The following is a 13,264-nucleotide window of genomic DNA, read 5'->3' as shown; positions in this document are numbered from 1 at the left end:
ACGGTTCCCAGCAGGCCGGTGCGGATCATAGGCATCGACACCGGCCTGCTGGGAACCGTCGACGCCGAGCAGGGAGCCTGGCTGCGGGAGGTGTCCCGGGGGCCGCGCCCGAAGATCCTCGTGACCGGCTCGCCGCTGTACGTGGACGGCGCGCACCGTCCCTGTCCCGTCGAGGGCGGGGGAACCGTCGACGACATCGTCCGCGACCCGGACCACCACTATGTGGCGGCGATCGGCGGTGACATCCACAACTACCAGCGCTATCCGGTCCGTCTGGACGACGGCCGCACCCTCCAGTACGTGGTGGCGGGCGGTGGCGGCGCCTTCACGCACGCCACCCACACCATCCCCCGTGTCGACGTCGCCGGCGTCACCGAACAGGACTTCCGCTGCTATCCGCTGCGCGGCGACTCCCTCGCCTTCTACAGCGCGCTCTACGCGCGCCGGACGCGGCTGCGCCGCTTCTTCACCCTCACCGATGCCGAGGCGGCGGCCGTGATCGCCGAACGCCTCGGCATCGGTCCCACCCGCGTGCCGCACCCGCCGGCCCGGGTCACCCGGCGGATGCGGCTGGTCGCCGGACTGCTCGGGACCGGCCGCCGGCCCGACCGGGGCAAACGGTTCAGGCTGCCCGTGCGCAAGGTCCACACGCAGGTGTTCTCACCCGGTTCGGCCACCTACACGCCGCCGTTCTTCAAGTGCTTCCTGCGGCTGGACGTGGGCCCGGACGCGATCCGGCTGCGCTGCCACGCCGCCACCGGCAACCTCGCGCAGGAGGTCGCCCCGCCGGTCGAGGACGAGGTGACCATCCCGCTGACGTGACCGCTCCCCCGGCGCGGGGCTGTCGGGCGGAGCACGTCGGGCGGGCGGTCACCAGCGTCCGGGTGCGGTCCCGGTGATCGGCTCCGAGGCGCGGCCGTCGGTGCCGACCGGCACCTCCCCCGCGAGCATCACCCGGTGCATGATCCGTGGGTGGTCGAGGTGGGCGGTGTCGCCCGGGGCGAGGTGGATGGTGGCACGGTTGTCCCAGAACGCCACGCTCCCCGGCTCCCACCGGAAACGCACCGTGTACTCGGGCCGGGTCGCCTGCTCCAGCAGCATCTCCAGGATCGCCCGGCTCTCCGGCCGGGACAGCCCGGTGATCTGCTCGACGTAGTAGCCGTTGACGAACAGCACCCGCTCCCCCGTCTCCGGATGGACCCGCACCAGGGGATGCTCGGAGGCGGTCTGGTGGTCCAGCAGGTGCCGTACATAGGCGTCGTCGCCGGACCGGGGCAGGTAGCCGACCCCCAGCCGGTGCTCGGCGCGCAGCCGGTCGGCGAACTCCCGTACCGGGGCGGACAGTCCGGCGTAGGCGGCGGCCAGGTTCGACCAGGTGGTGTCACCGCCGTAGGGCGGGACGGTCTGGGCGCGCAGAATCGTCGCGGCGGGCGGGTCGATCCGGGCGCCGTGGTCGCAGTGCCAGCCGCGCAGCAGGGTGTGGCGGCGGCGGCGCAGCCATTCGTCGTGCTCCATGCCGAACCGTCCGCCGAGCTCCAGCCGGTCGGCGGTCGTCTCGATCTCCGGGAAGCCGGGCGGCGAGGCCTTGCCCCGCCGGGGCAGGACGACCGGCTCGCCGAACCGCCGGGCCAGCGCCACATGCCCCGCGTGGTCCAGTCGCTGCCCGCGGAAGAACACCACCTTCCAGCGCAGCACCGCCGCCCGGATGGCGGCGATCACGGCGTCGCCGGGCTCGTCGGCGAGGTCGACACCGGTGATCTCGGCACCGATGTGCCCGGCGACCGGACGCACCTCGACGCCCGGACCCGTCCCCGCGTGCCGCTCACCTCCCGTGCGCCGCCCGATGCTCCTCGTGCCGTCCATGTCGCTCCCGCCCGTGGTCATGCGTGCCCCCTCCATCGGTCCGTCCCCGGCCGGTGCCGGTTCGGATGCGCCCGTGTCGTCCGTCCGGCCCGCCCGTCAGGTTGATCGCTGGCCGCCCGGTCGGTGAGGCTGGAGAGAGACGACACTGTCAACGGGAAGGTCCCCTCGTGATCAGCATCCCGAACCACACGCTCAACGACGGCACGACGATCCCCGCCATCGGCCTCGGCACCTGGCCGATGGACGACGCGCAGGCCGAGCAGTCCGTGGCCGCGGCCCTGGAGACGGGGTACCGCCTCGTCGACACGGCGACGAACTACCACAACGAGACCGGGGTGGGCCGTGCCGTGGCCCGTGCCGGTGTCCCGCGCGAGGAGGTCGTCGTGACGACGAAGCTCCCCGGCCGCCACCACGGCTACGAGGAGACCCTCGCCTCCTTCGAGGAGTCCCGCGCGCGTCTCGGCCTGGAGTACGTCGACCTGTATCTGATCCACTGGCCACTCCCCCGGGTCGGCAAGTACGTCGACTCCTGGAAGGCCATGATCAAGCTGCGCGAGGACGGTCTCGTACGGTCGATCGGCGTCTCCAACTTCACGCCCGCCCACATCGAGCGGCTGGAGAAGGAGACCGGGGTGCTGCCCTCGGTCAACCAGGTCGAGCTGCACCCGTTCTTCCCCCAGGAGGAGCTGCGCTCCCACCACGCGGACAAGGGCGTGCTCGTCGAGAGCTGGAGCCCGCTGGGCCGGGGTTCGCAGCTCCTGGACGACCTTGCCGTGGCCGCCGTCGCCGAGGCCCACGGGGTCACCCCGGCCCAGGCGGTGCTGCGCTGGCACATCCAGCTCGGGGCGCTGCCCGTGCCCAAGTCGGCCGACCCCGAGCGGCAGCGCGCCAACCTCGATGTCTTCGGCTTCACGCTGGACGACGCCCAGATGCGCACCCTCACGGACCGGGCCCACCGGCGGATCGGCGGGGACCCGGAGGTGCACGAGGAGTTCTGACCGCCGCCCCCTGACGGGCGCACGGCCCGCAGTCGGGCCACGTGTGCCGCTGCGGGCCGTGCGCCCGTCAGGCGCGGGTCACACCGGGTGGTCGCGGAGTGCGGCGAGCGCGCGGTCGGCGTGCACGTTCATCCGCAGTTCGCTGCGCACGACCTCGAGAACGGTGCGGTCCTGCCCGATGACGAAGGTGACGCGCTTGGTCGGCGCCAGGGAGATGCCCCGCTTCACCCCGAACCGCTCGCGGACGGCGCCGTCGGCGTCGGACAGCAGGGGCATGCCGAGGGAGTGCCGTCCGGCGAACTCCGCCTGCCGTTCGACGGCGTCGCCGCTGATGCCCACCGGCCGCGCGCCGGCCGCGGCGAACTCGGCGGCCAGGTCACGGAAGTGACAGGCCTGCGCGGTGCAGCCGGCGGTCAGCGCGGCCGGATAGAAGAACAGCACCACGGGCCCCTCGGCGAGCAGCTCCGACAGCCCGCGGACGGTGCCCGTCTCGTCCGGGAGCGCGAAGTCCTCGACCGTGTCGCCCTTCTCCGGCCTCCCGCTCACGCCGCACGCTCCGCGCTCTTGGCAACCCCTCGCGCCCACAGCACCAGCGGCAGTTGCAGGGGCAGTCGGCCCCAGGCGGCCGCCTGCTGCGGCGCGGGGCGGCGGCGCCAGTCCACAGCCATCTTCACGTTGGCGGGGAAGACCCCGACGAAGAAGGCGGCCGTGGCCAGCGCGGCGACCCTGCGGGTCTGCGGCAGCGCCACTCCGGCGGCCAGCGCGAGTTCGGCGGCACCGCTGGCGTAGGTCCAGGCCCGGGGCGAGCCCGGCAGGGAGCGCGGCACGATGTGGTCGAACCGGCGCGGGGCGGTGAAGTGGGTGGTGCCCGCGGCGGCCAGCAGGCCGGCGAGCAGCAGGGGTGAGCGATCGGACCGTGACACGGTTCCTCCTCCGGTGGCCTGCCCCGCGACATTACCGGACGGTAAGTGCAGGGGGTCACCGGGTCGGGAGCGGGTCAGGCGGCTCCGGCCGGGGTGGCGCCGCGCGGTTCCGCTTCTCCTTCGGCGGCGTGGGCGAGGAAGTCGTCGACCATGCGGTGGAAGAGCGTGGCGAGCTGCCGCAGTTCCTCCGGGGACCAGTCGGAGAGAGCCACCTGCATGGCCCGCGCCCCGACCTCACGGATGCGGGTGATGGCCTCCCGGCCCGTCTCGGTGAGTTCGACGCGGTGGGCGCGGCGGTCGTCGGGGTCCGGGACCCGGGTGACGTGGCCGGACTTCTGCAGTTGCTGCACGGTGCGGGTGACGTGCGACGCCTCGACGCCCAGGCGGGCGGCCAGTTCGCCCGGCCGCATCGGTTCGGTGTCGGCCGCCTGCCGCAGCAGCGCAACGGCCGCACGGTCCAGGGGGACGCCCGCCATGGCCATCAGCCGTTCGTGCTGGCGGGCGCGGGAGCCCAGATAGGTGACGCGCATGAGCGCACGCTCGATCTCGGCCACTTCCGGCGAGGCGGGGATGTCGGGGACCGAGGATGCGCGCATGCGCCCACTTTACCATCTCATTGCGTAACTCAATCAATCCGCGGGGGCACGGAGCGTACCGCTCCGCCCGCCGGCGGGCACCGTTCGGGCAAGACCGTGCGTGGGCAACAGCGCGCGACGGGCGCCCGGACGCCCGCACACCGCCGCACCCCTGCCGCCGATCGCACGGGCGCGCACCGGGGGTGCCGCCGCCGGCCGGCGAAGCGCACCGCAACGCCCGCACCCGGCACGACATGCCGGCCGGCCGGCCCGAGACTCCGGCTCCGGCTCCAGCCCGCCTTCCCTCCGGGGAGGAGGCCGCCGGCGTTCCGGACGCCGGGGAGTGATCCGGCAGCGGCTCCACGAGTGTTGGGCAGCGCTTCACCCTTGGTACGCCCACAGCCCTTGGCATGGACGCGTCTAACCGCGATGCTGAACGCCCTTGCCCCCCACAGCCGTTGGGCTGCGCCCGGATTCCGAGGAGGACGCAGTGTCGTCGAGTACCTTCCGAACGCACCGCAGGAGATGGCTGACCGGTCTCGCCGGCGCCTTCGCCTTCGTCATCGCCTTCCCCGCCACCGCCTTCGCCGCACCGCCGCCGGCCCTGCCGGCCAATGCCGACACTCTCGACCGGACGTACCAGCCCGCCTACGACTACGACACCGACGGGTGCTACCCCACACCCGCGATCGGCCCGGACGGCGCGATCAACCCCGGACTCAACCCGACGGGCGCCCTCAACGGCAACTGCCGCGACGCCCCGGACCTGGACAGCACCAACGGCTACTCGCGTTCGAAGTGCAACAACGGCTGGTGCGCCATCGTCTACGCCCTGTACTTCGAGAAGGACCAGGCGCTTCCGGGCGTCAGCCTCGGCGGCCACCGCCACGACTGGGAGCACGTCGTGGTGTGGGTGCAGAACGACACGGCCCAGTACGTCTCGACCTCCAACCACGGTTCGTTCTCGATCCACGCGAGGTCGGCGGTCCGCTTCGACGGGACGCACCCGAAGATCGTGTACCACAAGGACGGCATCAGCACGCACTGCTTCCGGCTCGCGAGCGCCGGCGACGAACCGCCGGAGAACCACAAGGGCACCTGGCAGTACCCGGCGCTGGTCGGCTGGGACGGGTATCCGGCCGGGCTGCGCGACAAGCTCGTCCAGCACAACTTCGGCAGTGCGAACTTCGGTCTCAAGGACGGGAGTTTCGCCTCCCATCTCGCCGCGGCGAAACCGTCGGGCATCCCGTTCGACCCGAACGCCTGACCCGGTGACCCCTCCGGGTCCGAACACCTGACCACCCGCCACCGGGAGTCCGGACGAATCCGCCGTCCGGGCTCCCGAACCGGCCCGCTCTGCACGGGCGCTCGAGCCGAAGGGTCTATCGTGTCGCCATGTCCGTCCCCGAACTGATCCGTATCGTCTCCCGCGACTCGCCCATGGCGCTCGCCCAAGTGGAGCGCGTCCGGGCCGACTTGGCCGACATCCTGCCCGGTGTGCGCACCGCGGTCGTCCCCGTGCGGACCACCGGCGACACATGGCTGGGCGACCTGGCGCAGGTGGAGGGCAAGGGCGCGTTCACCAAGGAGGTCGACGCCGCGCTGCTGACCGGCGAGGCGGATCTCGCGGTGCACTGCGTCAAGGACGTGCCCGCCGACCGCCCGCTCCCCGCGGGGACCGTGTTCGCCGCGTTCCTGAAGCGGGACGACGTCCGTGACGCCCTCGTGCACCTGGACGGACTCACCCTGGACGAGTTGCCGGCCGGGAGCCGGATCGGCACCTCCTCGGTGCGCCGTGTCGCGCAGCTGGCCGTCTCCCATCCGCACCTCGAGTGCGTACCGTTCCGCGGCAACGCCAACCGGCGGCTGGCGAAGCTCGCGGCGGGTGAGGCCGACGCGCTGCTGCTCGCGGTCTCCGGTCTGGAGCGCATCGGCCGCCGCGACGTGATCAGTGAGCTCCTCTCCCCCGAGGCGATGATGCCGCCCATCGGCGCGGGCATCCTCGCGCTCCAGTGCCGTGAGGGCGACATGGATCTCATCGACGCGGTCAGCGCCCTCGGCCATCCGGACACGCATCGGGAGGCCACCGCCGAGCGGATGTTCCTGCATGTGCTGCAGGGACACTGCAACAGCCCGATCGCCGGATACGCGCGGGTCGACCGGAGCGGCGAACTGTCACTGCGGGCCTGTGTCTTCACCCCGGACGGCAAGGTGCGGCTGAACGCCCACGAGTGGGCCGGCCGGCTGGATCCGGCGACGCTCGGCACCTCGGTCGCGGTCGCCCTGCTCCGTCAGGGTGCCCGCGAGATCATCGACGGGATCCCGCACTGACGCCGGTTCAGGCGGTGCCCTCCTCGGCCTGCTCCTGGAGGAACACGCCGATCTGATGCGCGAGGCCCTCCCGGACACCGCCCGACGGAGTCACGGCGGGCCCCTCGTGCACGTCGATGCCGCCCGACCACAGACGACGGCCGGTCCACTCCTCGTCGACCCGCAACTGCACCTGGACGTCGACATGGCTCAGGGACGCCTCGGGGCCGGCCGCGTAGAGCACGGCGGTGGCCCGGCGCAGCGGATAGACGTCGAATCCCTCGATGAACTGCGAGTTGCGCCAGTCCAGGAACGCGCTCTCCCCGTCGGGGCCGATCCGTACGTCGACCTGACCGTCCTCGAGATGAATTCCGACGTTCCGCTCGCCGCGGTTCTCGACGGTCACGCGGACTCTGAAGTACGTCAGCCCTTGGGCGGCGTCGTCCCGTCCCCGGGGCGGCTCGCCCGATTCCAGACGGTGGACGCGGACCCGCAGACCGGCATGTTCGTCGTACTCCTGCCAGTCCCCGACCACGTTCGGCTCGTACACGGTGCACCTCTCGACTTCTGTCGCTGTTTCCTATCTGTGGGCTCGGCGCACTGTCAAATGAGCGGAATGCGCCATGGTCGGGCGCTTCGTCCCCGACGGCCACCGATCAAGCGCTGCGCTGGCACGATCCACCGGACCCGCCGCCCGGCCCGCGCGACGGCGTGCCGTACATCACGTCGTCCCCGCTGCCCTCCTCACCCCGGCCGGACGATCACCGGGGCGGGGCGGGCGCGCTCCGCGCCGCCGGCCCTCGGGGCCTCACCACCGGCACCACCGGTACCACCGACACCACCGGCCTCCGGAATTTCACGCACTGAATTCCTTCGATTTCAGAGCGTGCGACTCCCTCAATTCCCCGTGCATTCCCCGCCCCGAATTCGGAGAATCGTTTCACCACAGCAATACGGGGAATGAGTGGTTCAGTGCTTCGGACCGGAGGCACGACCGTGGGAACCGGCTCGCCGCCCCCGGGTCTTCTCCGTGTGGTCCGAGTCCGCGCTCCCACGGTGCCCGTCCACCCGGCACCTGCTCAGGGAGGTGCGCGTCATGCGTATCGCCGGCAGCACCACGAAGCCGCATCCTCACCACGACGCCCCGGACACCGCCCAGGACTTCGTCCGCCTCGCCCGGCTGCCGGAAGGCCCCGAGCGCAAGGCGCTGCGGGACGGGCTCGTCCGTTCCTGGCTGCCCATGGCCGAGCGGATCGCCGTGCGCTTCCGCGGGCGCGGCGAGGCGCTGGAGGACCTGTACCAGGTGGCGGCCCTGGGCCTGGTCAAGGCCGTCGACCACTACGACCCGGCGCGCGGCACCGCCTTCGAGGCGTACGCCGTGCCGACCGTCACCGGGGAGATCAAACGCCACTTCCGTGACCACATGTGGACCCTGCACGTGCCCCGCCGGGTCCAGGACCTGCGCAACCGGGTGCGGCACGCCGCCAAGGAGCTGGCGCAGACCACTCCCGGCCGGGCTCCGACGACCGCCGAGATCGCCGCGTACGCGCAGCTGACCGAGGACGAGGTGCGCACCGGCATGGAGGCCCTGGAGTGCTTCTCCGCGCTGTCGCTGGAGGCGGAGATGCCGGGCACGGACGGCTACGCGCTCGGGGACTCGCTCGGTGGCCCGGACCCCGCGTACGACACGGTCGTCGACCGGGTGGCGGTCCGGCCCTGCCTCGAGGCGCTTCCGGAGCGCGAGCGGCTCATCCTCTATCTGCGGTTCTTCCGGGGCATGACGCAGAGCAGCATTGCCGAGCTGCTCGGCATCTCGCAGATGCATGTGTCCCGCCTGCTCAGCAATTGCTTCGCGCAAGTGCGCGAGGAACTGCTGGCGGAGGCCGGCTGAACCGGTCCGGCCGAATCCGTCACGGTCCGGCCACCGCGTCCCGGACGCAGGGTGGGCCGGCGGGACGGACCGGGACGTCCGAGCCGGCGGCGTCCGGGCAGCCCGGGGCACCGACCCGGTCCAGGGCCTTCCTCAGCTCCGCACGGAGCCCCGGCGGCAGCACACCGGTGCGTCCCGAGGCCACGATCGTCGCGGCGACGTCGCGCAGCTTGACGTTGGTGTGCTGGGAGACCTCCCTCAGCACCGTCCACCCCTGATCGGGCGACACCCGCCCGAGGGCGACGACCACTCCGATCGCCTGGTCCACCACCGCGTGCGAGACGACCGCCTCCTTCAGCTGCTGCACCTCTTCCTCCAACTGAAGGATCCGGTCCGCTTCCCCCTCCGTGGGCATGGTCACCTCCGGGTCCGGTGTGCCGCTTCCGTGCCGCACGCACCCGTGTTCGGGCGCCTTCAGCGAGTGTCCGGCTCCTCCATCGTCGTCACTCGTCCCGTCCTGTGCCACCGGACGTGTCCATGGCCCTGCCGCACGGGACCGGGTACCGCCGTCGGGGTACTCGGCAGGCGCCCGGAGCCGTACAGGCCGGACACTGGAGTCGGCGGGTCACTGCCGGCCGACGAGATCAGCGATCAGGACGCGAGTGTGATGAACCACGACATGCCCTCCCCCTCCGGCACGACGGACGTCTTCTCGACGCACTCCGTGTACGGAACACCCTGCTGGGTGAGTCTGACCAGCCGCGATCTGGGGACGACCGAGGAGTTCTACGGGGCCGTGCTGGGCTGGCGATGGCGCCCGGTCAAGATGGACGAGCGGTTCCGGGTCGCCCTGGCGGACGGCGTCCCGGTGGCGGGCGTCGCCGCGGTCGCCGACATGTGGCGGATGGCCGTGGCCTGGACCCCGTACTTCGCGGCGCGCAGCGCGGACGAGGCGGTGGCGCGGGTGCAGGAACGCGGCGGCACTCTGGCGGTCGGCCCGATCTCACTGCCCCCGGGGCGCGCGGCGCTGCTGGCCGACCGGGACGGCGCGACCTTCGGGGTGTGGGAGGGCGAGCTGTCCACCGACTGGCTCAGTTGGCAGCGGTCCCAGCCCTCCTTCATCAGGCTGCACACCCGGGACGCCTTCGATGCCGCCATCTTCTACGGCGAGGTCTTCGACTGGGGTGTGACGGGGCAGGGCCACACGGAGGTCGTCTACGAGGGCGACGAGGTGGTGCTGCGCGGGGACGGGCAGGTACTCGCCTGCATCGAGTCGGGGGCGCTGGGATCGGCGCCCGATCCGACGATCCGGCCCCACTGGCAGGTGCACTTCAGCGTGCCGGACGTGGACGCCTGCGTCCGCGCGGCCGAGCGGCACGGCGGCAGCGTGGTGACCGTGCGTGACGATGAGGCCGTGCTGCGCGACAACGAGGGTGCCGTGTTCACGGTGACCGCGCGCCGGGGCGGCTGACTCCGGCCGGGCGCCCGCGGTCCTCCCGGGCCCGTCTCCCGGGAGGACCGCGGTCCCTCACCCCGCGGTGTGCGGGGGCCTGGACAGCAGCACCAGGCTGCGCGAGCCCACGGTCAGCCCGGTGCCCGCCTTGTACTCCGACTCGTCGGGGACGCCGTCCGGGTCGGCGGTGTCGATCAGCGCCGTCCAGCGCTCGCCGTAGGCGGCGCCCGGAAGTCGGAAGTCCACCGGATCCCAGTGGCTGTTGAGCAGCAGCAGGAAGGAGTCGTCGACCAGGCGCCGGCCGCGCGGGTCCGGTTCGGCGATGGCGTCGCCGTTGAGGAAGACACCGACGCTGTGCGCGTCCGAGCGCCGCCAGTCGACGTCGGACATCTCCTCGGCGCTCGGCAGCAGCCACACCAGGTCGGGCAGGCCCCGGCCCGCGCGGGACGCCGGCCCGCCGTGGAAGAAGCGGCGGCGCCGCAGTACGGGGTGGGCGATCCGCAGCGAGATGACACGCCGGGTGAAGTCCAGCAGGGAACGCTGCTCCTCGGTCAGCTTCCAGTCTATCCAGGAGGTCTCGTTGTCCTGGCAGTAGGCGTTGTTGTTGCCGCGCTGGCTGCGGCCCACTTCGTCGCCGTGCGAGAGCATCGGAATGCCCTGCGAAAGAAGCAGTGTGGCAAGGAAGTTGCGCTGACGGCGAGCCCGTAGTTCGAGCACGGACGGGTCGTCGGTGTCGCCCTCCGCACCGCTGTTCCAGGACCGGTTGTGGCTCTCGCCGTCCCGGTTGCCCTCGCCGTTGGCCGTGTTGTGCTTGTCGTTGTACGAGACGAGGTCGCGCAGGGTGAAGCCGTCGTGCGCGGTGACGAAGTTGACGCTGGCGCGGGGCCGTCGCCTGCTGTGCGCGTACAGGTCGGAGGAGCCGGTGAGGCGGGAGGCGAACTCGCCGAGCGTGTGCGGCTCGGTGCGCCAGAAGTCCCGTACGGCGTCCCGGTACTTGCCGTTCCACTCCGACCACAGCTGGGGGAAGTTGCCCACCTGGTAGCCGCCCTCGCCGACGTCCCACGGTTCGGCGATGAGCTTGACGCGGCTGATCACGGGATCCTGCTGGATGAGGTCGAAGAACGCGGAGAGCCGGTCCACCTCGTGGAACTGCCGGGCCAGTGTGGCCGCGAGGTCGAAGCGGAAGCCGTCGACATGCATCTCGGTGACCCAGTACCGCAGCGAGTCCATGATCAGCTGGAGTACGTAGGGGTGGCGCATCAGGAGACTGTTGCCGGTGCCGGTGGTGTCGTAGTAGTGCGACCAGTCGCCGTCCACCAGCCGGTAGTACGCGGAGTTGTCGATGCCGCGGAAGGAGAGGGTGGGGCCCTTCTCGTTGCCCTCGGCGGTGTGGTTGTAGACGACGTCCAGGATCACCTCGAGCCCCGCCGCGTGCAGGGTCCGGACCATCGTCTTGAACTCGGCGACCTGCTGTCCGCGGGTGCCGTGGGCGGAGTAGGCGTTGTGCGGGGCGAAGTAGCCGATGGTGTTGTAGCCCCAGTAGTTGGCCAGGCCGCGGCTCTGCAGCACACCGTCCTGGACGAACTGGTGCACCGGCATCAGCTCCACCGCGGTGACGCCCAGCGAGGTCAGGTGGTCGACCACCGCCGGGTGCGCCAGTCCGGCGTAGGTGCCGCGCAGTTCGGCGGGGACCTCGGGGTGGGTGCGGGTCATGCCCTTGACATGGGCCTCGTAGATCACCGTGTCGGCGTACGGCCGGCCGGGCCGGGTGTCGTCGCCCCAGTCGAACGCCGGGTCGGTCACCACGCCCAGCACGGTGTGTCCGGCGCTGTCCGCCGGGTCCGGGCCGTCGGGACGGCGTTCGTAGAGCGAGGGGTGGTTGTCGATCTGCCCGTCCACGGCCGTGGCGTACGGGTCGAGGAGCAGCTTCGCCGGGTTGCAGCGATGCCCGGCGGCCGGGGCCCACGGCCCGTGCACCCGGTAGCCGTAGCGCTGGCCGGGTCCGACGCCGGGCAGGTAGCCGTGCCACACGAAGCCGTCGGCCTCGGTCAGCGGGACGGTGGTGTGGCGGCCGGAGTCGTCCACCAGGACGAGTTCGACGCCGTCGGCGACCTCGCTGAACAGTGCGAAGTTGGTGCCCTCGCCGTCATGGACCGCGCCCAGCGGATAGGGGCGCCCGCTCCACGCGGGCGCCCCTCTGCCGGTTTTCCTCCGGGTCACCGGGCTGCCTCCAGAAGGCCGGCGGGAGTACGCACCAGGCCGGCCAGCTGGGCGACGGTGACCACGCGGGGCAGGCTCAGGCCCTCGCTCACCTTCGGGTCCGGCCCGGTCGGCACCAGCGGGACACGCTCGTCGGCGCGGGCCCGCTGCGAGAACCAGATGACCTTGCTGCCGGTCGCGGTGGAGCAGCAGCCCCAGCCGTCGCTGCTGGCGGCGATGTGCTCCAGGCAGCCGCGCAGCTCCTGGTCGGGGCGCAGAGCGCGGTCGTGGCCCCCGATGGCGGTGATGAGGTGCTGGCCGTTCCACCACATCTCGATCGACGCGTTCTTGTCGGTGGCGTGCTCGTCGATGGCGCGCAGCAGCATCTCGGTGCCGCGGCAGACGGGCTCCACCAGGTTCTCCAGGTCCCAGTGCCGGAGGTGGGCGGCCAGAATGCGGCCGACCTGCTCCAGGCGCTCCGGGCTGACTTCCACGTCGAGGTGGTAGTAGCAGGGCACTGCGGTCTTCATCTTCGTTGGCTCCTCACCGCGAAGCTCCCATTTCCCCTCGCCCCTGCGGGACGAGCCCCGAACACGAAACGTGAGCGGTTGGCGCTCCTGAGTCACCATCAGCGTGACCGGGTTGGTCCATTCGTGCAACACGAGCGCACGGCCGGGGTGACCGTTGCGCCGGATGGGCGCAGTTCGCGCCGACCCCGGAGAGCCCCCGGCCCGCCACACCGAACCAAGGTTCAACAGGACGCACAGTTACTGTTCATGCACCATGTGTGAAGACCGTCGAACGCCGTCACGGGCCGTGTCCTTCGCGCGCACGGCCGCCGCCCGGCCGTCGGAAGAAACGTCCCCCCACGAGCCCCGGAAAGGTGAACGGCGCCATGCTGCTACCCGCCAGAGCCGAAGTCGCCCGGCAGTTGCGTCGCTACCGGGCCTGGGAACGTGTGATGCTCGCCGCCCCCACCGACCTCACGGTACGGACGACGTTCGAGGACTCGGGCTACACCCTCTGCGTGCTGATGGGCAAGCGCTGCGCGCGGGAGGCGGCCGACGCGGCCG

The 13,264-nt window shown here is 71.8% G+C and carries 14 protein-coding genes and 1 pseudogene; 7 read left to right on the top strand and 8 right to left on the bottom strand.

What is annotated here, in order from left to right; translation table 11 throughout:
• Positions 1–822 (top strand): annotated as a pseudogene (locus AOK11_RS04930) (metallophosphoesterase); the annotation flags it as partial.
• A 48-nt stretch (positions 823–870) separates the two neighbouring features.
• Here AOK11_RS04930 and AOK11_RS04925 read toward each other — a convergent pair.
• The gene (locus tag AOK11_RS04925) at positions 871–1,884 is read right to left on the bottom strand and encodes a TauD/TfdA dioxygenase family protein (RefSeq protein WP_079034638.1); all 1,014 of its coding nucleotides are present in this window, start codon (positions 1,882–1,884) and stop codon (positions 871–873) included.
• 146 nt (positions 1,885–2,030) lie between these two features.
• Here AOK11_RS04925 and AOK11_RS04920 point away from each other — a divergent pair, with 146 nt between their 5' ends.
• Positions 2,031–2,861, top strand: coding sequence for an aldo/keto reductase (locus AOK11_RS04920; RefSeq protein WP_055592391.1), 831 nt, complete (start codon positions 2,031–2,033; stop codon positions 2,859–2,861).
• Between the two features lie 78 nt (positions 2,862–2,939).
• Here AOK11_RS04920 and AOK11_RS04915 read toward each other — a convergent pair whose 3' ends face one another.
• The 3 genes from AOK11_RS04915 to AOK11_RS04905 form a co-directional block, all read right to left on the bottom strand.
• Positions 2,940–3,407: a peroxiredoxin gene (locus tag AOK11_RS04915; RefSeq protein ID WP_055592390.1), complete on the bottom strand. Its 468-nt coding sequence runs from the start codon at positions 3,405–3,407 to the stop codon at positions 2,940–2,942.
• Entirely contained in the window at positions 3,404–3,784 is a 381-nt protein-coding gene (locus AOK11_RS04910) for a DoxX family protein (RefSeq protein ID WP_055592389.1), read from the bottom strand. The genes AOK11_RS04915 and AOK11_RS04910 overlap by 4 nt, the downstream gene beginning before the upstream one ends.
• A gap of 74 nt (positions 3,785–3,858) precedes the next feature.
• On the bottom strand, positions 3,859–4,380 hold the full coding sequence (locus tag AOK11_RS04905) for a MarR family winged helix-turn-helix transcriptional regulator (RefSeq protein ID WP_055592388.1): 522 nt from the start codon (positions 4,378–4,380) through the stop codon (positions 3,859–3,861).
• Between the two features lie 469 nt (positions 4,381–4,849).
• Between AOK11_RS04905 and AOK11_RS04900 the strand changes: the two genes are divergently transcribed.
• Entirely contained in the window at positions 4,850–5,626 is a 777-nt protein-coding gene (locus AOK11_RS04900; protein ID WP_055592387.1) for an NPP1 family protein, read from the top strand.
• Positions 5,627–5,754: 128 nt separating this feature from the next.
• Positions 5,755–6,690 (top strand): hydroxymethylbilane synthase, encoded by a 936-nt coding sequence (hemC, locus tag AOK11_RS04895; protein ID WP_055592386.1) that lies wholly within the window; start codon positions 5,755–5,757, stop codon positions 6,688–6,690.
• Between the two features lie 7 nt (positions 6,691–6,697).
• Here the strand turns inward: hemC and AOK11_RS04890 are convergent, their stop codons facing one another.
• Positions 6,698–7,219 (bottom strand): hypothetical protein, encoded by a 522-nt coding sequence (locus AOK11_RS04890; RefSeq protein ID WP_055592385.1) that lies wholly within the window; start codon positions 7,217–7,219, stop codon positions 6,698–6,700.
• A gap of 546 nt (positions 7,220–7,765) precedes the next feature.
• On the opposite strand from AOK11_RS04890, the gene AOK11_RS04885 reads away from it, so the two are divergent.
• Entirely contained in the window at positions 7,766–8,560 is a 795-nt protein-coding gene (locus AOK11_RS04885) for an RNA polymerase sigma factor SigF (protein WP_055592384.1), read from the top strand.
• 19 nt (positions 8,561–8,579) lie between these two features.
• On the opposite strand, the gene AOK11_RS04880 is transcribed toward AOK11_RS04885, so the two are convergent.
• Entirely contained in the window at positions 8,580–8,954 is a 375-nt protein-coding gene (locus tag AOK11_RS04880) for an ANTAR domain-containing protein (RefSeq protein WP_206188778.1), read from the bottom strand.
• Between the two features lie 252 nt (positions 8,955–9,206).
• Between AOK11_RS04880 and AOK11_RS04875 the strand changes: the two genes are divergently transcribed.
• Positions 9,207–10,010, top strand: a complete 804-nt coding sequence (locus tag AOK11_RS04875; protein WP_055592383.1) for a VOC family protein — start codon at positions 9,207–9,209, stop codon at positions 10,008–10,010.
• A gap of 57 nt (positions 10,011–10,067) precedes the next feature.
• Here the strand turns inward: AOK11_RS04875 and glgX are convergent, their stop codons facing one another.
• Both glgX and AOK11_RS04865 read right to left on the bottom strand, forming a co-directional pair.
• A complete protein-coding gene (glgX, locus tag AOK11_RS04870; RefSeq protein WP_055592382.1) occupies positions 10,068–12,212 on the bottom strand; it encodes a glycogen debranching protein GlgX in 2,145 nt (714 codons plus the stop codon).
• A complete protein-coding gene (locus AOK11_RS04865; RefSeq protein WP_055592381.1) occupies positions 12,209–12,721 on the bottom strand; it encodes a hypothetical protein in 513 nt (170 codons plus the stop codon). The genes glgX and AOK11_RS04865 overlap by 4 nt, the downstream gene beginning before the upstream one ends.
• 365 nt (positions 12,722–13,086) lie before the next feature.
• Between AOK11_RS04865 and AOK11_RS04860 the strand changes: the two genes are divergently transcribed.
• Positions 13,087–13,264: DUF5133 domain-containing protein (locus tag AOK11_RS04860; RefSeq protein ID WP_157869283.1), on the top strand; the 178-nt coding region annotated here is incomplete at its 3' end.

Origin of the sequence: Streptomyces hirsutus (assembly GCF_001418415.1) — a bacterium.
Taxonomy (GTDB): Bacteria; Actinomycetota; Actinomycetes; order Streptomycetales; family Streptomycetaceae; genus Streptomyces; species Streptomyces hirsutus.
The sequence above is the reverse complement of the archived record's forward strand: the minus strand, read 5'-3'. Positions and strand labels throughout refer to the sequence as shown.

Bases quoted from the DNA above. Each gene is read 5' to 3' on its own strand.
- AOK11_RS04925 (WP_079034638.1), bottom strand. From the start codon at position 1,884: ATGACCACGGGCGGGAGCGACATGGACGGCACGAGGAGCATCGGGCGG.
- AOK11_RS04905 (WP_055592388.1), bottom strand. From the start codon at position 4,380: ATGCGCGCATCCTCGGTCCCCGACATCCCCGCCTCGCCGGAAGTGGCC.
- hemC (WP_055592386.1), top strand. From the start codon at position 5,755: ATGTCCGTCCCCGAACTGATCCGTATCGTCTCCCGCGACTCGCCCATG.
- AOK11_RS04885 (WP_055592384.1), top strand. From the start codon at position 7,766: ATGCGTATCGCCGGCAGCACCACGAAGCCGCATCCTCACCACGACGCC.
- AOK11_RS04880 (WP_206188778.1), bottom strand. From the start codon at position 8,954: ATGCCCACGGAGGGGGAAGCGGACCGGATCCTTCAGTTGGAGGAAGAG.
- AOK11_RS04875 (WP_055592383.1), top strand. From the start codon at position 9,207: ATGAACCACGACATGCCCTCCCCCTCCGGCACGACGGACGTCTTCTCG.
- AOK11_RS04865 (WP_055592381.1), bottom strand. From the start codon at position 12,721: ATGAAGACCGCAGTGCCCTGCTACTACCACCTCGACGTGGAAGTCAGC.